This is a genomic window from Aliiglaciecola aliphaticivorans, from assembly GCF_054782055.1.
In genome coordinates this window covers 107,367-126,198 of record NZ_BAAGTF010000097.1, presented here as the reverse complement: position 1 = coordinate 126,198, position 18,832 = coordinate 107,367, and the positions used below count along the sequence as shown (strand labels likewise).

Annotated in this window: 23 protein-coding genes, 1 tRNA gene and 1 riboswitch; of the genes, 9 read left to right on the top strand and 15 right to left on the bottom strand. The window is 39.7% G+C overall.

Going from position 1 to position 18,832, the window contains the following annotated elements; translation table 11 throughout:
* Positions 1-82 precede the first annotated feature (82 nt).
* The 7 genes from ACYVIL_RS22360 to ACYVIL_RS22330 all read left to right on the top strand — a co-directional run bounded on the left by ACYVIL_RS22360 (position 83) and on the right by ACYVIL_RS22330 (position 1,915).
* Positions 83-241: a hypothetical protein gene (locus ACYVIL_RS22360; protein ID WP_303476527.1), complete on the top strand. Its 159-nt coding sequence runs from the start codon at positions 83-85 to the stop codon at positions 239-241.
* Positions 242-281: 40 nt separating this feature from the next.
* Entirely contained in the window at positions 282-440 is a 159-nt protein-coding gene (locus tag ACYVIL_RS22355; RefSeq protein ID WP_303476527.1) for a hypothetical protein, read from the top strand.
* Positions 441-480: 40 nt separating this feature from the next.
* Complete coding sequence (locus ACYVIL_RS22350) at positions 481-639, top strand: hypothetical protein (protein ID WP_460315144.1); 159 nt, start codon at positions 481-483, stop codon at positions 637-639.
* 40 nt (positions 640-679) lie between these two features.
* Entirely contained in the window at positions 680-838 is a 159-nt protein-coding gene (locus ACYVIL_RS22345) for a hypothetical protein (protein WP_460315146.1), read from the top strand.
* Positions 839-878: 40 nt separating this feature from the next.
* Positions 879-1,037: a hypothetical protein gene (locus tag ACYVIL_RS22340; RefSeq protein WP_460315144.1), complete on the top strand. Its 159-nt coding sequence runs from the start codon at positions 879-881 to the stop codon at positions 1,035-1,037.
* 40 nt (positions 1,038-1,077) lie between these two features.
* The gene (locus ACYVIL_RS22335; protein ID WP_303477500.1) at positions 1,078-1,239 is read left to right on the top strand and encodes a hypothetical protein; all 162 of its coding nucleotides are present in this window, start codon (positions 1,078-1,080) and stop codon (positions 1,237-1,239) included.
* 418 nt (positions 1,240-1,657) lie between these two features.
* The gene (locus ACYVIL_RS22330; protein WP_460315142.1) at positions 1,658-1,915 is read left to right on the top strand and encodes a helix-turn-helix transcriptional regulator; all 258 of its coding nucleotides are present in this window, start codon (positions 1,658-1,660) and stop codon (positions 1,913-1,915) included.
* A gap of 16 nt (positions 1,916-1,931) precedes the next feature.
* Here ACYVIL_RS22330 and rimI read toward each other — a convergent pair whose 3' ends face one another.
* The 7 genes from rimI to ACYVIL_RS22295 form a co-directional block, all read right to left on the bottom strand.
* The gene (gene rimI, locus ACYVIL_RS22325) at positions 1,932-2,378 is read right to left on the bottom strand and encodes a ribosomal protein S18-alanine N-acetyltransferase (RefSeq protein WP_460315140.1); all 447 of its coding nucleotides are present in this window, start codon (positions 2,376-2,378) and stop codon (positions 1,932-1,934) included.
* 6 nt (positions 2,379-2,384) lie between these two features.
* Entirely contained in the window at positions 2,385-2,882 is a 498-nt protein-coding gene (locus ACYVIL_RS22320) for a hypothetical protein (protein WP_460315138.1), read from the bottom strand.
* 22 nt (positions 2,883-2,904) lie between these two features.
* Positions 2,905-2,981, bottom strand: a tRNA-Trp gene (locus tag ACYVIL_RS22315).
* Between the two features lie 88 nt (positions 2,982-3,069).
* Positions 3,070-3,873, bottom strand: coding sequence for a phosphotransferase (locus tag ACYVIL_RS22310; RefSeq protein WP_460315136.1), 804 nt, complete (start codon positions 3,871-3,873; stop codon positions 3,070-3,072).
* 64 nt (positions 3,874-3,937) lie between these two features.
* Positions 3,938-4,561, bottom strand: coding sequence for a nicotinamide riboside transporter PnuC (gene pnuC, locus ACYVIL_RS22305; protein ID WP_460315134.1), 624 nt, complete (start codon positions 4,559-4,561; stop codon positions 3,938-3,940).
* Entirely contained in the window at positions 4,561-4,818 is a 258-nt protein-coding gene (locus ACYVIL_RS22300; RefSeq protein ID WP_303477514.1) for a YkoF family thiamine/hydroxymethylpyrimidine-binding protein, read from the bottom strand. The genes pnuC and ACYVIL_RS22300 overlap by 1 nt, the downstream gene beginning before the upstream one ends.
* 18 nt (positions 4,819-4,836) lie before the next feature.
* Positions 4,837-6,900, bottom strand: coding sequence for a TonB-dependent receptor (locus ACYVIL_RS22295; protein ID WP_460315132.1), 2,064 nt, complete (start codon positions 6,898-6,900; stop codon positions 4,837-4,839).
* A 60-nt stretch (positions 6,901-6,960) separates the two neighbouring features.
* Positions 6,961-7,059, bottom strand: a riboswitch (TPP riboswitch).
* A 314-nt stretch (positions 7,060-7,373) separates the two neighbouring features.
* Between ACYVIL_RS22295 and ACYVIL_RS22290 the strand changes: the two genes are divergently transcribed.
* Positions 7,374-8,522 carry an iron-containing alcohol dehydrogenase gene (locus ACYVIL_RS22290; RefSeq protein ID WP_460315129.1) on the top strand — a complete coding sequence of 383 codons (1,149 nt, stop codon included), beginning with the start codon at positions 7,374-7,376 and terminating at the stop codon, positions 8,520-8,522.
* 92 nt (positions 8,523-8,614) lie between these two features.
* Here ACYVIL_RS22290 and ACYVIL_RS22285 read toward each other — a convergent pair whose 3' ends face one another.
* Complete coding sequence (locus ACYVIL_RS22285) at positions 8,615-9,031, bottom strand: acyl-CoA thioesterase (RefSeq protein ID WP_303477520.1); 417 nt, start codon at positions 9,029-9,031, stop codon at positions 8,615-8,617.
* Between the two features lie 70 nt (positions 9,032-9,101).
* Between ACYVIL_RS22285 and ACYVIL_RS22280 the strand changes: the two genes are divergently transcribed.
* Positions 9,102-11,339 (top strand): tRNA(Met) cytidine acetyltransferase TmcA domain-containing protein, encoded by a 2,238-nt coding sequence (locus ACYVIL_RS22280; RefSeq protein ID WP_460315126.1) that lies wholly within the window; start codon positions 9,102-9,104, stop codon positions 11,337-11,339.
* A 262-nt stretch (positions 11,340-11,601) separates the two neighbouring features.
* Here the strand turns inward: ACYVIL_RS22280 and ACYVIL_RS22275 are convergent, their stop codons facing one another.
* From ACYVIL_RS22275 to ACYVIL_RS22245, 7 genes are all read right to left on the bottom strand, one after another.
* Entirely contained in the window at positions 11,602-12,861 is a 1,260-nt protein-coding gene (locus ACYVIL_RS22275) for a tetratricopeptide repeat protein (protein ID WP_460315124.1), read from the bottom strand.
* Positions 12,861-13,475: an energy transducer TonB gene (locus ACYVIL_RS22270; protein WP_460315169.1), complete on the bottom strand. Its 615-nt coding sequence runs from the start codon at positions 13,473-13,475 to the stop codon at positions 12,861-12,863. Before ACYVIL_RS22270 ends, ACYVIL_RS22275 begins: the two co-directional genes overlap by 1 nt.
* Positions 13,475-13,879: an ExbD/TolR family protein gene (locus ACYVIL_RS22265; RefSeq protein WP_303477528.1), complete on the bottom strand. Its 405-nt coding sequence runs from the start codon at positions 13,877-13,879 to the stop codon at positions 13,475-13,477. The genes ACYVIL_RS22270 and ACYVIL_RS22265 overlap by 1 nt, the downstream gene beginning before the upstream one ends.
* Positions 13,880-13,890: 11 nt before the next feature.
* Positions 13,891-14,415 (bottom strand): MotA/TolQ/ExbB proton channel family protein, encoded by a 525-nt coding sequence (locus ACYVIL_RS22260; RefSeq protein WP_216050122.1) that lies wholly within the window; start codon positions 14,413-14,415, stop codon positions 13,891-13,893.
* A gap of 1 nt (position 14,416) precedes the next feature.
* Positions 14,417-15,769 (bottom strand): MotA/TolQ/ExbB proton channel family protein, encoded by a 1,353-nt coding sequence (locus ACYVIL_RS22255; protein WP_460315121.1) that lies wholly within the window; start codon positions 15,767-15,769, stop codon positions 14,417-14,419.
* Positions 15,770-15,776: 7 nt separating this feature from the next.
* Positions 15,777-16,538, bottom strand: coding sequence for a DUF3450 domain-containing protein (locus ACYVIL_RS22250; protein WP_303477533.1), 762 nt, complete (start codon positions 16,536-16,538; stop codon positions 15,777-15,779).
* A 428-nt stretch (positions 16,539-16,966) separates the two neighbouring features.
* Entirely contained in the window at positions 16,967-18,754 is a 1,788-nt protein-coding gene (locus ACYVIL_RS22245; protein ID WP_460315118.1) for a 2OG-Fe(II) oxygenase family protein, read from the bottom strand.
* Positions 18,755-18,832: the final 78 nt, after the last annotated feature.

Genomic DNA, 18,832 nt, shown 5'->3' with positions numbered 1-18,832 from the left:
ACCAGCAGCTGGTATGGCAACATTCTTGATTTTTTCAGCTAACTAAACACCACTAACCCATTAATTAAAGTAAGGAAAGACCATGAAACACAACACGCTTATCAAAGCCGCTATGCTGACAATAGCCCTCACTACTTCTGTTGCTGCCACTCAGGCACACGCGGGCTCTAAGCAAAAGCCACCCATTGGAACTGAAGAAACCAGCAGCTGGTATGGCAACATTCTTGATTTTTTCAGCTAACTAAACACCACTAACCCATTAATTAAAGTAAGGAAAGACCATGAAACACAACACGCTTATCAAAGCCGCTATGCTAACAATAGCACTCACTACTTCTGTTGCTGCCACTCAGGCACACGCGGGCTCTAAGCAAAAGCCCCCCATTGGAACTGAAGAAACCAGCAGCTGGTATGGCAACATTCTTGATTTTTTCAGCTAACTAAACACCACTAATCCATTAATTAAAGTAAGGAAAGACCATGAAACGTAACACTCTTATCAAAGCCGCTATGCTGACAATAGCACTCACTACTTCTGTTGCTGCCACTCAGGCACATGCTGGCTCTAAACAAAAGCCACCCATTGGAACTGAAGAAACCAGCAGCTGGTATGGCAATATTCTTGATTTTTTCAGCTAACTAAACACCACTAATCCATTAATTAAAGTAAGGAAAGACCATGAAACGTAACACTCTTATCAAAGCCGCTATGCTGACAATAGCACTCACTACTTCTATCGCTGCCACCCAAGCACATGCTGGCTCTAAACAAAAGCCACCCATTGGTACTGAAGAAACCAGCAGCTGGTATGGCAACATTCTTGATTTTTTCAGCTAACTAAACACCACTAATCCATTAATGAAAGTAAGGAAAGACCATGAAACGTAACACTCTTATCAAAGCCGCTATGCTGACAATAGCACTCACTACTTCTGTCGCTGCCACCCAAGCACATGCTGGCTCTAAGCAAAAGCCCCCCATTGGTACTGAAGAAACCAGCAGCTGGTATGGCAATATTCTTGATTTTTTCAGCTAACTAAACACCACTAATCCATTAATTAAAGTAAGGAAAGACCATGAAACGTAACACTCTTATCAAAGCCGCTATGCTGACAATAGCACTCACTACTTCTGTTGCTGCCACTCAGGCGCATGCTGGCTCTAAACAAAAGCCACCCATTGGTACTGAAGAAACCAGTAGCTGGTATGGAAGTTTTTTGAATTTACTAAACAGTTAAAATTGAAAAGTCTGAATAAGATTTCGAAGTTGAAGTACATGTATAGATATACTTAATTTTTATAGCGATAACATTGAGCACATTTTCCCTATGAGTATAAATGAACAACCTCATGCTTATGTTATTCGAATAAAGTAAAACAACACTACGTTAGTTTTTGAAAGGTGCTTATGCTTTTGTCAAAAGTACCTTCTTGCCTCTTTTTGTCTGATTTCAAGTAAAATTGATACCATAGGTAATTTATTTACCTTTAAAAAACAACCAGTTATATATTTAGGATGATTTTTTACACCATGTGGAATTCAATCCACAAAACCTTGCATACAATATGTTTAAAATTAAGGCAGACAATAGTTATTTTAACGCCAATTTAAATATTGTTTGCTGCTTATATAACAATAAATGGAGTAGGAACCTTATGTATATAACGGGTAGTGATTTACGTAAAATGCGTTTAGAAGCAGGTTTAACCACAGTTCAAATGGCCAAACTTGCGAATGTGAAAACCAGAAAAACATATGAAAATTGGGAAAAAAATATTGGCAGTCCAAGTATGAATCAATTCATAGCTATGTGTAATGGATGTCAATTTAACTCTTCTACAATTGTTCAATTGGCTATGGAACGCTCTGATGTGAGCCAGCAAATGAATTTAGAAAGTGCTGCAGTTAGATAGGTTGATTGGTGTAATACTAAAGTAACCTCGCTTTCATAATCAGGCCGTTTTCACGGCCTGTTTTCGTTGGATAGTAATCTTTTCGAACTTCTACAAATTCAAACGCATTTTTTGAATAAAGTGTAACGGCCGCTCGATTAGACTCTCTCACTTCTAACCAAATCTCTTCACAATTAAATTGAACGCATTGCTGGATAAAATGATCAAGTAATTGCTGACCAAAACCTTTACCTCTAAACTCTTGACTTACCCCAAGATCCATCAAGGTTGCTTCACCAGCCACATTAAGACCAACATAGTAACCCACCGCTTGATCATCGATGACTAACTGAACAGCAAAATAAGGCTTGGATAAACTATCCACAAAGACGGATTCTGACCAAGGGTTAAGATGACAAGTTTGCTGTACACTAAATGCAGCATAATAGTTGGTTTTGTTTATCCCTTGAAATTGCCTATCCATAACAAATCAAAACAGTTGATGTAACATCTGCCACAATTGCTTTTTGTCCCGGCTAGAAACTATTTTGTCTGGTGTTGGCGCTGTTAAAACCTGGCCGTTGAGGGATATTTTTTCACCTATCCGCCAAGCCAATTTAAAATCAACATATTCCTGGGGATCTGCCGTTTCTATAAACACACAATCGGTCATCGTTAAATCTGCAAACAAGAGCACATCGGATAAAAGCTGGTTTGATTTATTTTCAGGCATGCATAACAGAACAGCATGATTGAGTGTCTTACTTTTGGATTCAATTTTCTGTCTTAACCTCTCTAAACCAGCCTGTTTTTGTGCTTGGCTTGGTAATTGAGATTCCGAAGTAGGAATAACAGCTTCAGTGGCCTCCTGACGTTCAAGCTTAGTAGCGTCTTGAGTAGCAGATTTTAATTGCCAAGGCACTATTCCCATGTGGGTAAGCATGGCAGTTTGATATTTGCTTAGTGTTTTTGAGGTAGGCTCGGTCATTCTTCAAGATTAACAGAAAAATTGGCAGGGGTGGAGAGATTCGAACTCCCAACCGTCGGTTTTGGAGACCGCTGTTCTACCAATTGGAACTACACCCCTGCAGAAGAAGCAGCATTATACTCATGGATGCAAAAAGGTAAAGTATTTTGCATCGCTAATTAGCATAATTTGTTCATTTTTCTTGAACTTAACTATTCTCATCGTCCAATAAAATGGCTTTTGCCGCCTCTGTCCACAAGTCATAGGTCAGTTGCACGATAGGAAATTGTTTTTGAAACTGTTCAAACACATAGTGTTCACTTAATTCACAAAATTGCGCATAACTATGTTGCAGCGTTGTCATTTCGTGAAAGTCCATATTATTAATAAGTGCGCATGAAGCTAAATCAAAATAACGATTACCCAAAGATGCGTACTCCCAGTCGAATACGAAAGCAGGCTCCTGCATGGCCACATGCTCCATAGCAAGGTCATTGTGACAAAGAACTTGGTCCGATTTGTGAGTTTCAATCCAACTTGGTTTGCAGTCGATGATTCTTTGCTGCCAGTAATCTACATCTGAGACAGTTGCCGCCTTAAGATAAATTATCCAGTCTTTTGGCAGGTCAATTGAAGTCGCTAAAGTAGGTAAAGCATGTATTTCACTTAATACTTTGGCTAAGATTTGAATTTTGTCGTTTTGAGGTTTATTGACTTTTAATAACGAAATATGTTCTACCCAAGACTCAACTTGAAAGTCGTGGGCTTTGGAAAGATAAATAGGCATGGAGGTAATGCCAAGCTCACTCAGCTGTTGTTGCTGGAAAAACAAGGCTTGTCTATCCGTAGGGGTAATATGGTTTAACTCAAACGTTTTGAGGAAATAAACCCCTGATTGAGTGGCGAGGCGATAACTTAAGTTGACCACCCCACCCTTTATAGGCTCCAAAGACAAATGTTGTCCAAACAGTTGACTGGCTAACAACTCATCAATGATTCGGGCCTTTTTCATCTTATTTTCCTCTAATCTTAGAATCTCAGCATACGCCTGCGATGCTAGCGACTCAAGTTAGATTTCATAGGTAAACTTCTTTTCCTAGTGATTCCCTAAGGTAGTCTTTTCTCCACTTAAAATAACCATAAAGAGCTAACCCAAAATACCAAATAAACATGATCCCAGTGAGTAGCAAGCCATTGATGAAATATAAATATGCCGCAAAAGAGTTAATTACAATCCAGAAAAGCCAGTTTTCAAGAATTTTATTCGCCATTAAATAGGTAGCGTACACGCTAAAGACCGTTACAAATGCATCTAAATATAAGTCTCCCCCTTGCCATGAAAGCGTTACTAGGTGCGGTAAAGCTAGCCCAAGAACCACCAACAAAGATACCATCCAAAGATGAATAAATAACGGAACCACCGTGACTTCAAGGGTCTTTTCTTCAGCCTTTTTTTGCCACTTCAACCAGCCATATATTGCCATTATCAAGTAGTACAAATTAAGGACGCTATTAAAAGGTAAACTTACCTCCCAAAAAATATAAATATAAAGACTTGTGCTAATCAATGCCGCTGGCCAGCATAAAATGTTTTGTCGCGCAGCCAACCAAGGGTAGAGCAGTGAAAAACTCACGGCAGCTACCTCTAACACTGATTGGTGTTTAATCTGTTCGAGCAGAACAGCGTAAAGATCTTCCATTAACTCGATTCACCCATTGCATCGCCATTCAAGAATTTGCAAACGAAGATGGCTTGGCCTACTTCTGCATAGGTTTTCTGCATTTCAGTGTTCAGAATACCCATTAATTCAGTCATGTCCCCACGTACTATAGTGCTAGTATCACTGGTTGATGTTGTTAATTGAGAATAACCATTCAAGCGATCAATAAAGTCTTGTATGGGTGCCAAATATTTTTGATTAAGTGGATATAGCGAAATTTCAACGACTGATTTCATAATAGCACTCCAGTTTAATTAATAACGTAAACTTGCGGTCAATCCAAATTGACGACCATCGCCAAGTTGTAGATAGGGTTCAGGCGTTGCATATTCGTCTCTGGGATCATTACTAAAACCACCAAATCCGCGAACATAGTGTTCACGATCAAGAATATTTTTGCCCCATAGGGAAAACGTCCAGTCTTGCCAATCTAAACGCAATTGGGCATTTACTAAGAGCGTAAAAGGAGATTCCACATCGTGTCCATCTGAAAAGCGATAGTTGTCTTTACCATCAGCCTCTAAACGTACACTTATATTTTGTGATAGATACCCTAAAGCAGCTATATTGAAGGAATGTTTAGGTGCTTGCGCTTGCCATTGTTCATCAATATAAGTGCCATCAGCTTGCGTATAACCACCGAAATAAGCATCTAAGTATCCATAATTTGCACTAAGGTTAATGGCATCTGATAGTTGCCAATCAAGCTCTATTTCAAGCCCTTTATTGGTTCCCACATCAGCGTTACCAATGATATCAATAAAACTAGGAACTCCCTCTTCACTAATTTGCACATCGTAATCGCTAACTTGGGTATCTTCTCTATCCATATAAAAAAGCGCTACGCGGACAAAAAGTTGATCTTCAAATGCTTGCCCTTTTATACCGATTTCATAGTTCCAGTTATATTCAGGGGAAAATAAACGACTTTCCTCGGTGACTCTTTGGTCAGGATTAAAGCCACCCGCTTTATAGCCTCTGGAAATACTTGAATACACTGATGCTTGGTTTATGGAATATTTAACAACAACTTTGCCCCCCAACATAGTGTCAGTTTGCTGTTCAACATAGCCTTCATTGTTAACATAATCCATCTTAAAACGGTCAGCTCTGAGGCCTAAACTCACCCTTAGATTTTGGTTTATTTGAGTATCCGTTTGTCCGTAAATACCAATATTGATTGGTTCGTATTGACTACTGAAGTCTTGTTCAGCATAGGTATAATTTCTGCGGGTATTTTCATCTATATCCCGTGCAAAGAAGCCAACTAACCACTGTGTGGTGTCGTCGAAAATCAATCCGTTATCGTTGGAGACTATTCTTAAGTCGATGCTGGTTAAGTCTCTTTCGCGATAATAGTAATCGGTAGAACTGTATTCCCAGGGATGAAATCCAACATAGGTCCAGTCTTCATCATAACCATACACAGAATCTGACGTGGTGTGATTTAACGAACCAATAACAGTCGTTTGAGCTAACTCAATATTCGCTTTAATCCCAAACGCATGGGTTTCTTGGGTATCAACGCCAGGCTCATCTGAGCGTGTAACCCCATCATTATCAAGGGAGAATGCATCGTAACCATTATCAATATCAAAATACTGATAATTGAAATCGATTGTTGTGTTGTCTGTTGCTATAAACTTTAACTTTAATCGTGCCGTTAGTTCATCTAGATTGTCTGTGTCATCTCTATCTAAAAATTGATTGTAAATAAAGCCATCACTTTTAAACTGATTGATTGCGACTCGATAAAATAATTTATCGCTAATTTGGTTTCCGTACGCCGCACCAATATTCCACGTTCCCTGTTGCGCTACAGTGGCAAGAAATTTGGTTTGTTGCTGATCATCGGCTTCAGCCGTCTTGATCTTAATGGTTCCCGCCATGCCTGCAGCCCCAAACTCGGTAGCCTGTGGACCACGTAAAATTTCAACTTGCTCAACATCAAATAAGGTACCTAAACCAGCAAATCCAGAAAAGTCGAAATCGTCTACTAGCAATCCCACAGATGGGTTATTGGGTTCAGAATACTGGCTTCGTTCACCAATGCCTCGAATTTGAATAAAGCGTCCTCTGGAAGCCCCGCTACTAAAATTTATATTGGCCCCCATCCCTAAAATATCTTCTAAGTGAAATGCGTTTCGTTTCTCAATGATATCGTCAGAAATAACACTCACGCTGGCAGTTACATTTTGAATATCGTTTTCTCTAAAATCAGACGTAACGGTAATGACCTCTAAATTTTCAGCAGACAAAACAAATGTCGGTATCACGCTTAAAACAGTGGAGTAAAGTAATGGAAATTTCAATTTCATTTGGATCTCTTCTAACTAATGAAAAGATCCGGTATTTCGGCAGTAAATGGAAAGCATTGAAAAGTTCTTGAAGACCATTCCTACGCCGGTATTATCCGGATCAGGTATAAGGGTTTCCAACAATTTGGATCTCAGCAAAGAGCACCCCTTGGTGTAACAAGTTATTGAATAACTTGCCCACTGAAATGATAGCAAGGGCGCAACCGAATCTCCATGATTATATTACTGTTTTTGATAATGCCCTGTTTAGTGCCTCATCATTGATAAGCTTATAGCCCTGCTCCAACTTGATAAATAGAAGCCGAGATTAACTAATTAAATACTCCTAATTTGTAAAAGTAAGCTTTAAGCTAGGTATTAAATGTAGCTATGATTAAACCTTAATTTAAACATTCAACTTGAATTTCTCACTTAGTGGTTCAATATAGCTAATCGACACTTTTCAGCTTCTTAACATTATTTTGGATTTGAAAATGCAAAACTTTATCTATCACAATTCTACTAAAGTTGTTTTTGGAAAAGACAGTATTAGTAAGTTATCTTCTTTATTGCCTAATGCTAAAATCATGTTGATTTACGGTGGTGGAAGCATCAAACATAACGGTGTTTATCAACAGCTTATTGAACAGCTTGAGGGGCATGATTGGTGTGAATTTTCAGGCATAGAGCCCAACCCTGAGTTTGAAACGTTGATGAAAGCTGTGTCAAAGGTGAAAACTGAAAATGTTGAATTTATTCTCGCCGTCGGCGGTGGTTCTGTCATCGATGGCGCTAAATTTGTTGCAGCAGCGACACATTTTGAAGGGGATCCTTGGGACATCTTAGCCAAAGGCAAAAAAGTCAACCAGGCTATCAATTTGGCCTGCGTTCTAACCCTTCCTGCCACAGGAACCGAAACCAATACTGCTGCAGTGGTAACCCGCCGTGAATACAACCTCAAGTTGCCGTTCATGTCTGAACATGTAAGGCCTAAATTTGCAGTACTTGACCCACAGGTTACCTATTCGTTACCTGAACGACAACTCGCTAACGGTGTGGTTGATGCCTTTGTGCATGTTATCGAGCAATACCTTACCTATCCGGTTAATGCCAGCGTACAGGACCGTTTTGCGGAGTCGATTTTAAGTAATTTAATAGATATTGGCCCCCGCGTACTAAGCTCAAAAGACTATGATTTACGAGCAAATTTAATGTGGAATGCAACACAGGCGTTAAGCGGTTTAATTGGCGTAGGTGTGCCGCAAGATTGGTCTACTCACACCATTGGGCACGAATTGACTGCTCTTCATAACTTGGATCATGCGGTCACTCTAGCAATTATTTTGCCTCGTGTAATGCATTATCAGCGGGAACATAAACGTGAAAAGTTGCTTCAGTACGCCGAACGGGTTTGGGGGCTAAGTCGCTATGATGAAGAAGGAGCCATTAACTTAGTCATTGAAAAAACCGAGCAGTTTTTCCGTGACATGGGCATCAAAACCACTCTATCTGAGTATAATATCGACGCTAATGTGGCTGACGAAGTTGCTTCAAGACTTGAAAAAACAGGTGCGACAAAGATAGGAGAAAGACAAAACATTAGCCCAGAAGATGTTAAAAATATTGTAAGTGCAAGCTTATAACATAAAAATATGCCGCTAACCTTGAGTCTGTTTCTTGACGTTAGCGGCAGTTTGACCCATTTTCCCTTCAATTCATTGCAAATTAATCGGGATCAATCGTTCAAATTTAATGAACGCAACTCTTGTTTAGTTTGTAGTTCTAATTCTTCAATGGTTTTACCATGGGGTACAGGCTCTCTAGTTTCAGGATCTAAGCTCACAAAAACAATATCATCTGCCATACAAATGGTTTTTTTGGTGGCTTTGTTGCGAACCATGCAAGAAATAGTAATGGATGTGCGTCCAACTTTCTTGGTCTCTAGTCCAAACTCTACAACATCACCTTTTAATGCCGGTGATTCAAATGTAATTTCACCAATATGTTTGGTGACCAACAAGGTGGTTTCCAGTTGACAAATTGCGTAGATAGCCGCCTCTTCATCAATCCACTCTAAAGCACGCCCACCAAACAAAGAGTCCGCATAATTTAGATCTCCAGGCATAACTAATCTTCGCGTTAGAAAGCGCATTCGTATTCCTCAATTTTATTCAATACACTAGGGGAAAGAAATTATATCAAGAATTAAACCAAAAGAGCATATGACAACAGAAGTAAAATCTTGGCTTGCAGAACGAAAACGGCATTACTGTCATCGACAGTTGCTAGTCATATCCGGCAGCCGTGAGTGGGTGAAGGATTCAATCGCTGAAATATTCACCGCAAACAAGCCCTCAACCAATATTTGTATTGGTCACCTAGAAGGGTTTAATAATATTCAAACCAAACAATATAGAAGTGTTCTTGGACAAGAATTTGAATGGGTCATATACGACGGTTTCAGTGAGCTAAGAGGAAACGCGCTACTAGCCATGAGTGGTTGTGTTAGTCGAAGTGGGCTAATGATCATACTCTGCCCAGATTTAGAATCTTGGTCAACTCAGGCTAAAACCCAAAGTTCAGTTGATGGATTAGGCTGCATTACAAGCAGCCATCGTTCAATATTTATTGATTGGTTAGTTGAACATATTAAAACCTTCCCAGAGGTTTCAATTTGGCAACAAAACCAAATAAAACTGTCTCAAGTACAAAGAGTAAACCTTGATTCAGCTCCCTTTGAAGATGAAGTATGTAAGACCCCAGACCAATTAGAATTGGTGAAATACATTCAACATGTCCATGCTGAAAAGAACAATCAGATTGTAGTACTTGCAGATCGCGGTCGAGGAAAATCTTCGGCTTTAGGTATTGCAGCAGGTCAATTAATTAGATCGACAACAGCAAAATTTATAGTTACCTCTACTCATCGCTCTATGACCCAGCAGATATTTAAACAAGCGGCAAAGACCATGGGGGGTCATCATAAGCCCTTGGACTCAGACAATGACCCTATGAATCGAATACAGTATCTAGCTTTTGATAAAATAATGAAAACGCTGCCTAAAGGGGATTGGTTATTTATAGATGAAGCCGCAACCTTGCCTACGGAAGTGCTGGAAAAACTAGTTACTCACTATCCAAAAGTGGTACTTAGCACAACGATACATGGTTATGAAGGTAGTGGAAGAGGTTTTGAATTACGCTTTAAACCTTTTTTAAAAACACACTTTTCCCATTTCCGCGAATTTGTTTTGCACCGTCCAATTCGCTGGTTTGAAAATGACCCACTTGAAGCTTTTTGGCATCAGGTTATGGCCCTTAAAACCACCTCTGAGAAAATCATTACCAAACCTAGCTTGAAACTGGCCCAACCTAGTCAAGCTGTCATTAGACAACCTTTGCTAGGGATAGACAACGTTAATGGTTTAGCAAAAAACTTCACGTATCAAACCTATAATGGCCAACAATTAATTGCCCAACCCAACCTCCTGCAAGCCGTTTTTGAGCTTTTAGTCGATGCCCACTACCAAACAACACCTGACGATTTAGTCAGAATGTTAGACGCTAATCAGCAAATACAGGTAATGAGTAATCCGCAGGGAATGCCAATTGCGGTGGCACTCACCGCTTGGGAAGGGGGAGATAAACTCAAGCCCCTTGCTAACGACATTGCTCAGGGCAATAGGAGGGTACCAGGCCATTTAATTCCACAACGATTGGCCTTCGACCACCATAAGCCTCAATTCATGTTAGACAGCTATATACGCGTTGTTAGGATTGCGGTTAAACAGCAATATAGACAAATGCAGGTAGGCTCTGAGATCTTAAAGCTTATAAAGCAAGATGCTATAAAGAATCAGATCGACTTCATAGGAAGCTCTTTTGGGCTAACCAAAGCACTCGCAAATTTTTGGTTTAAGAATGAATTTAAGTTAGTAAAACTCGGTATTAAACAGGATGCGTCCAGCGGAGAGTTTAGTGCAATAATGCTCAGCCCCTTAAATGGAAAAGCCGCAAAAAGTTTAGAATTCTTAATCCAGGTGTGTCGCCAGCAATTAGACTATCAACAAGATTATCGTTTAAACGCCCTAGCACCAGTTCTAATTAGACAGCTACAAAATGAATTAACGCCTAATTCAAGGGAAGCTTCGGTACATGCACCTTTAGATAGCCAGGAAATAAAAGACTATTGGTTTAGTTTGATCGCACAATTTATTGCGGGTAAGCGCCCACTATATAGTGTTGAATTTGCAATATATAACTGGCTTAAAACGAATAAAATAAATTCACAACGCGTAGATAAACACTTGAAACAAGCTATTGCCTTTATTAATGATGTGATCATTGCAAAAGAATCTTATCCACAAATATGCAGGTTATACAAACTGGCAGGTAAGAAACAGATTGAGAGTCACCTGCGTGATCAACTGAGCGTATTGGTGGAAAAATATCCATATTAAATAAACCAAGATAACTCATCCCAAAGGAAAGCAATTTAGTACTTGGTATGACGCTTGCTGTTGTAAAAGCTTTTCTATTGCAAAAAGGTTTTTTCCCATATAAAAAAGGGCTCGATGTTGCTAGGCTGTACTGAAAGGTTATGCGAAAGACTATGTGGATACTGGATTAGAATAAATATGGCGAATTAATAAAGGTTAACAACAAATAAAAAAGGCTTCGATTAAGAAGCCTTTTAGATATTACGATATGAAGTAAGTCAAGTTAGACTTTGATACCGCGATTTTTCGCTTTTTCTTTGATATAAGGTTCCCAAGCTCTTGCTGTACGTTCCACGTTTTTATCTTTCTTCGCTTCACGAACATGAACCATTGCTTGACGGAAATTACCAGTATAAATATTTGCTTCCATCATCGCGATATGAATACGACCAGTCTGGTCTGCTCCAAAATCAAGCGCTTTCTGTAAAGCATTTATAGAACCTTTGTAATCTTCTGCTGCTAGCAACAAAATACCTTGCTTGCGATATAAATCGGCATCATTTTCTATCTTAGCTGCCTTTTCATAATAACTTGCCGCTGTCTTATACTCTCTAGCTTGATGATAAGAATTAGCCAGACTAGATAACGTCTGTTCAGTCTCTTCTATCAAACCCGACTTCATATGTTTTTCCAAAAGCACTGCTGCTCTATATGGAATCTCATTAGTCGCGTATAATTGAGACAATGCTTTTATCTCAGATTTCTTAGACAAATAACCCTGATTATATGCAATTTCAAATGTAGAGAGAGCTTTTTTGTAGTCCTCAACTAACATATAGAAAAAGCCTAATTGTGACCACCACTGTTTGTTGTCAGGAAATTTGCGAACTAACTCTTCAGCTACAGCCACAGTCTCCGGATACATTTTACGCTCGTAAAATGATTGCAATTTTAAAACATAAGGGTTTTTATTAGGTTTTTCATATAATGCAATTGCTTTATCAGCAGGCGGTACCATCTTTGGAAGATCTTTCAACTCGTAATAAGCTTGCGCCATACGAGTATAGATATCAGGATCTTCCTTACAAGTGAATTTCATCCACTCTTGATAATACTTAACTGCTTTTCCGTATTCCTTTTCTTGCATACTAAGGTCTGCAACTAGTCTTACGGTATTAGCATGTTCAGAATCATTTAGGGCTTTAGGGTTAACAGAACCTTCTAGATATTCAAGGGCTTTCGCGCCTTTGCCATCTTGTCCAGCTAACATCTTACCAATAAAATTATCAGCAAACGCACGATCATAACCGTCTTTAGCATCAACTTCATAAAGAATAGCTAATGCTTCATCGATAAGATCGTTGTTATACGCTTCGAGCGCCTTTTGAATCTTCTTACCAACGCGCTCACCAACGATGTTGGTTGTGCCACGCTTGTAATCTGCACAAGCAACGGGTGCCGACTGAGCTGCTGCTGAGTTTGATAGCAATGTAGCGGCACCTAGAGTTGCTATCGCAGTAACATTTAATACAAACTTTTTCATTAGCCTTGATCCAATTTAAAGTCCAATTGCACTTTCATATTGAACTGTTTTTCAGGTTTCCCATCGACGATTTTTGGCTTGTATTTCCATTTACGTAATGCGCGCTTAGCTTCACGGTCGAAGATACGTTTAGGATCTGCATCCAAAACATCTACATCTTCCACGCCACCTACCTCATTGATAGTGAAAGATAGTATTACCCATCCTTCTTTACCATCTCGTGCAGCTTGCACTGGGTATTTAGGTTCAATACGAACAATTGGAGTTGCTTCACCATCGCGTTGCATATTACCAACGCCACCAATATCAATTGACGCGCCACCAACATCTACAGCTGGCATATTAAAACTTACGCCATCAGCACTTGCATCTTCCACATCAGGTTCAACCGGCTGTATTTTAGGCGGTTGCTGAGGCGGAGGTGGAGGTGGAGGTGGAACACGTTGACGAGTCTGAGTTGATTCGTCTGGGTCCGACATTACGATATCAATAACAGGTGATTCAGGTACTTCACTTGCTGGTTGTGAAGAGTTTGCTACTAACTTAGCCATTACTACAAACAGGCCAAAAGCAATCACTGCACCAAGCAATATAGAGATAATTACTCGCATAATTAAGAAGCTCCTCTTGCTGCTACTGAGATTTGGTCGATACCTGCGGCTTTGATTTGATCCATCACTTTCACCACAATACCATGTTCAGCTTTTTCATCTGCTTGAATAATCACAACATCTGAAGGCTGTTCGGCCAAAAGCTTTTCAAGGTTCGCTTGAATAGATTCAACCTTAACTTCGCGCTTATCCATCCATATAACACCGTCTTCCGTAACAGCGATAAAGATATTAGCGTTTTTTGGTAAAAACGCTTGGCTAGCGCCGGGTTTATTTACTTGTATCCCTGCTTCCTTAACGAAAACAGTAGTTACAATGAAGAAGATAAGCATGATAAACACGATATCTAGCATCGGTGTCATATCAATCGCTGCATCTTCCTCTGGTGCACGTTCTTTACGAGCCATAAACTTCTCTCTTAATGGTGAGGAAGGCTGTCAATCAGCTTCTCTTTGGCGATTTTTACTTTTGATTCCAAACGAGAACTAAAGAAGACGCCAGACAAAGCTGCAACCATACCTGCCATAGTAGGAATTGTTGCCATTGAAATACCAGCAGCCATCAATCGAGCATTACCGGTTCCTTGTGTAGCCATAGTTTCAAATACGTTAATCATGCCCCAAACTGTACCTAGCAAACCAATTAACGGACACATTGCCACTAAGGTTTTAATCAGTAACATGTTACTGCCTAGTTTGTCTGAAGCTTGTGAAATCCAAGCATCACGGATTCTATGCGCATACCAGGAGGTGGTATCAGTTCTAGCATCCCAATCTTTGATGATGTTCTTTCTCATCTTAGGATACACAGAATTTAAAAACCAAAAGCGCTCTATCATTAACACCCACATGAGAAAGAGCGCTAAAGCGACGAGGTACAAAACCCCGCCTCCTGTCGCGATAAACTCCCTGACGGAATCCCATAATCCAATCAGGTCAGCCATATTATGCTTTCTCCGACTCTGCGTGAGCAGCTACGATGCCCGCAGTTTGTTCGTCAAGGATATGCACGATTGATTTACTACGACCAGCAACAATGCTGTGCATTAGAATTAGCGGAAGTGCCGCGATAATACCTTGAGCTGTTGTTACCAATGCCATTGAGATACTACCAGCCATCAATCTTGGGTCACCCGTACCGAACAACGTAATTTGTTGGAAGGTAGCGATCATACCAAGTACCGTACCTAGTAGACCTAGTAACGGAGCGATTGCAGCAAATATCTTAATGATGTTAATTCCACTTTCAATAGTAGGAAGTTCTTTAAGGATGGCTTCATCCAACTTCATTTCTAGATTTTCAGTGTCAGCAGTTTTATTTTCATTGTAAACCTTCAATACACGACCTAGAGGGTTAGACGATGAAGGTGAACCTGGATTGTTTAACTGTGAACGCATTTTGCCACTGATAAGGGTAAGGGTGATGATTTTATACAAACCAATTAACAGACCAATCACTAGCATTACTGTGATTGTATAACCAACTGGACCACCTGCATGGTAACGCTCTTCCCATGTTGCTTTCTGTTTCAATAGACCAAGAATAGCACCACTAGAAGGGTCAACAAACGTTGGAATAACACCTGAAGTAGACGCATATAATTCACGCGCAGTTTCAGCTTGGAATTCATCAGGTTGACGACCTAGAGGCTGAACTTTTTCTTCTTGATCATCATAAACTAAGTAACCTACTTCACCCACTAAGTTAAATGCACCTATGCGCACAACTTCTTGTTGTGAAGAACCACCTTCAAGGTTGATTACTTCAGTATTGAATCGAGCAATTTTACCTGACTCGGTCATTTCAGTTTGAAGAGCAATCCACATATCTTCTAATTCACGGATATTTGGAAGGCCCTCAGACTCCTCTGACATTCTTTTTAGGAATGCAGCACGACCAGGGAATTGTGCACTTACGATAGAGGTTGCGATACGACCATATGACTCAGATGCCGCTTGACGTACAACACCAAACATCTCACCAAGGTCACCCGTTGCCATATCTAGCTCGGTGCTTTTTTCAGTAAGGGTTACTTCGTTATCAGAAAATTGCTTGGCAAGACGATCACCACGAGCTTCTTCTGCTTTTAAGTTTGCCCTAGCGGTTCTAAGTAGCGCTTGTTTATCGGCACGAGCAGATTGGAATTCTGCTTCACGCTTCTTATCAAGTTTAGCTTCAGAAACACGATTCTGTTTCACTTCTTCTAACAATTGGTCAAGACTCGATTGAGCATGAGCGCCAGATGCTAAAAGGGTAACTGCTGTTGCAGCAAATACGGATTTAAATGTTAATTTCATTTCTTAATTACTCCGCAGCTGGAATGGGTAGTTTAACTAGATTAACTGGCAATTGTTTTCTTGCCATACGAACTGCAGCGATACTAGATTCAAGATATTCACTACCTAACTCTACCCAAGTGCGTTCAGCGGTATCCCACATCCAAGCATTCTTTTGGTCAAGAGATAGAGCAATTAATGCAGTACGACCAAGGTTAAAGAAGTCAACTGTAATATCAGTACCGTTATACGTCATGTTGCCTTGATAAGCGGAAATCTTTGAGCCGTAGTCCAACTCAATTTGGTAAGCTTCGATAACTTGGCGGAAACGCTCTGATACAGTTACATTTGAGTTACCCATTACATCGCGTAAACGCTCTACACGAGCACGGCGCTCTGCCATTTTAATTGGCACGTCGGCTTCGATGAATTTTTCAAGACTGTCGATCATTCTGAAAAGTAGAGGAACGATCCCACGCTTAGTTTCATCAATTTGGTCGATTTGTTTTTGTAGAGAATCGATACCGCGTTGTTGGTCAGCAACTAGAGTTGCAACATAATCATTGTAAACTTTCAGATTCTCTGTTTCGTCTACAACTGCACGATAATCTACTAAAAGTTCTTGTGATTGTTGAAAGAGATTATCAATTTTCTCTTGAGATTTTGCTGCAGCAACATGGATTTTAGCTTCTTCTTTATGAAGATCATTCAATGTATCTGCAGAGACTGCACTACTACCAAGTACAAATGCACCCATAACGGTAGAGGCAATAAGGGTTCTCTTGCTCATTTTGGACATAGTTCCCAACCAATTTTCTTGTTATGAATCCCAGTCAAGGTGAAAAGTTCCCTGACGAGGGGCTATATAATTATTTTTAGGATTATAGTGTTATTCCATAATCGATTTAACACTATTGCACTCGAATGGTCACACGGAAGTTATCGAGTTGTCAAGATATCGTGAGCCTCACTTTAGCATTTAATCGCTATCGGTAGTTTTTATAATCAAAGAAGGTTAAAAAATACTGATTGTCAATATAAATGAGACTTGAAGCAGTATTTTCATAATACATTTTCAGTGATGAATTCAACTATTTTATGAATAAAAATAATGTTTTTACGACAATTCATTCAAAATTAGCGACTAAGAGCTGGTATGACCATTTAGACAAAAGTATTTGATTTTAGTTTAGGTCACTTTTATCCTAAATGCACCATTCATTTTGACGAATTTAACGGCAACAAATCAAAGGCCACAGACATTCTTTCTTGGGAATCATCGAATGGTTCTGTTCCATGCCAAAAATACGAAGGGAATAAAACTAAATGACCTATTTCTGGCTTAATCCACTTTCTTGCTGTTAACGTGTTGGGCAGTTCAATACCTGGCTTCCCAAAATACAGCCAACCTTGTTTGCTTGTATCATCAATCACCGAAGGTAAACTGACATAAAATGCACTGCTTAACCAGCCTTTAGGATGCACGTGGGAAACATGGAAACCTTTGTTACTAAGTTTAACCGACCAATTCGCCGAAAAGTCGATGGCTTTTCCAGCGTGCTTGAAAAAAGGATGATTAGGATCTGGACTAAGCCCTGCTAATAATGAATCAATGGTCTTTTTAAGGGCTGCTCTTAATTCTTGAATAACCGGAATTTGATGGGCGAATAGATTTCCCATAGTTTGCGTACCATGACGCAAAGACTGATCCAAAGGGTTACGTTGGCTCACATGGATTTCGTTTAAGGCTGCACGCAACCCTAGACTAAATTGTTCGATATTTTTGTATTGCTTTGGTAATAATAATGGTTGCTCAAATACCATATTCTCGTAATCACAAAGCCGATCATATTCTGGACTTTGCAATTGTCTTAAAGCTGTTGTTTTCAATGCCCAAATCAACTGATCATCTGGGGCTACACGCAACATAGTATCAATTAGCGTATTCGCTTTTTGATTGTCACCTAAGGCTAGATAGGCTTTCGCTAATTTCTCATTTTCAGATTGCGACAAAGTGATATTTGAGGCAATTTTGTCCATATAAACGTCTACGATAGCCTCGTACCTATGCTCTTTTTCCCATAGAATTAACTGCAGGTTCTTAGCTACCGCTTTTTTGTTCTCATGGGTGTGAAGCTCATCCACTAGCTGTTTAGCCAGAGCCAGTTCATTAACTTTCACTAAACCAACAATGTAATCGACAATTAATTCGTCAGGCATTTTATCGATGGCCTGAGAACGATAATGAGACAAGTGATTGTCGTCATTCATCTCATACTTTAAGGCGCTAAGCAATTGATTGAGCTTACGATTTTGCGGCGACTTTTCAAGGCCTACCTTAAGAGTATCTAAGGCTTGACTAGGTAAATTCAGATCCAAATACACTAAGGCTAAATCTTCGTAAAACTCTGGATTATTCCCATCAATAGTGAGTCTTTTATGAAATAAATCGGCTGCCTGCTGGTACTGCCCCTGTTCCTTTTTCATCCAAGCCAGCTCAGATATAACGCGTAGGTTATTGGGTTCTGCTTTCTGAAGTGACACCAACAGGATTTCAGCTTTATCTATCTCATTGCGTTTCTGTAAAATACGGCTGCGCCCGAGCTTGGCATCAAGGGCATTGGGTTGCAAACTTTCACAGTTCAAAAACCCTTGCTCAGCCGAGTCTAAATCGTCTAAATAAAAATATGACTGACTCAACTTTAACCAAACCTGTGGGTTTTTATTATCAAATTTTAAACATTGTTTGAAGTAATTGATTGCTTGGTCAAATGCCTTAGAAAGGAAGGCTATTTTTCCTAGTGCATAGTATAGATCCGGTTGTTTTGGATTCAGTAACAAGGACTCTGAAAAATAACTTTTAGCTTCGGTATTATTACCCAAGCGTTCATAAGCAGACCCCATGGCTCTGGATAGACGAAAATCTTTGATGCCTACTTTTTTCAAAATCATGAAGTGATTTAAGGCTTGTTCGAATTGGCCTTTATGCATTAGCTGCATCGCCATGTTCAACCTTTGTTGCACGCTTAAATTTGGGTTTTGCATAAGAATCAGACAATAAAATCAGGTTACAAGTGGGTATGA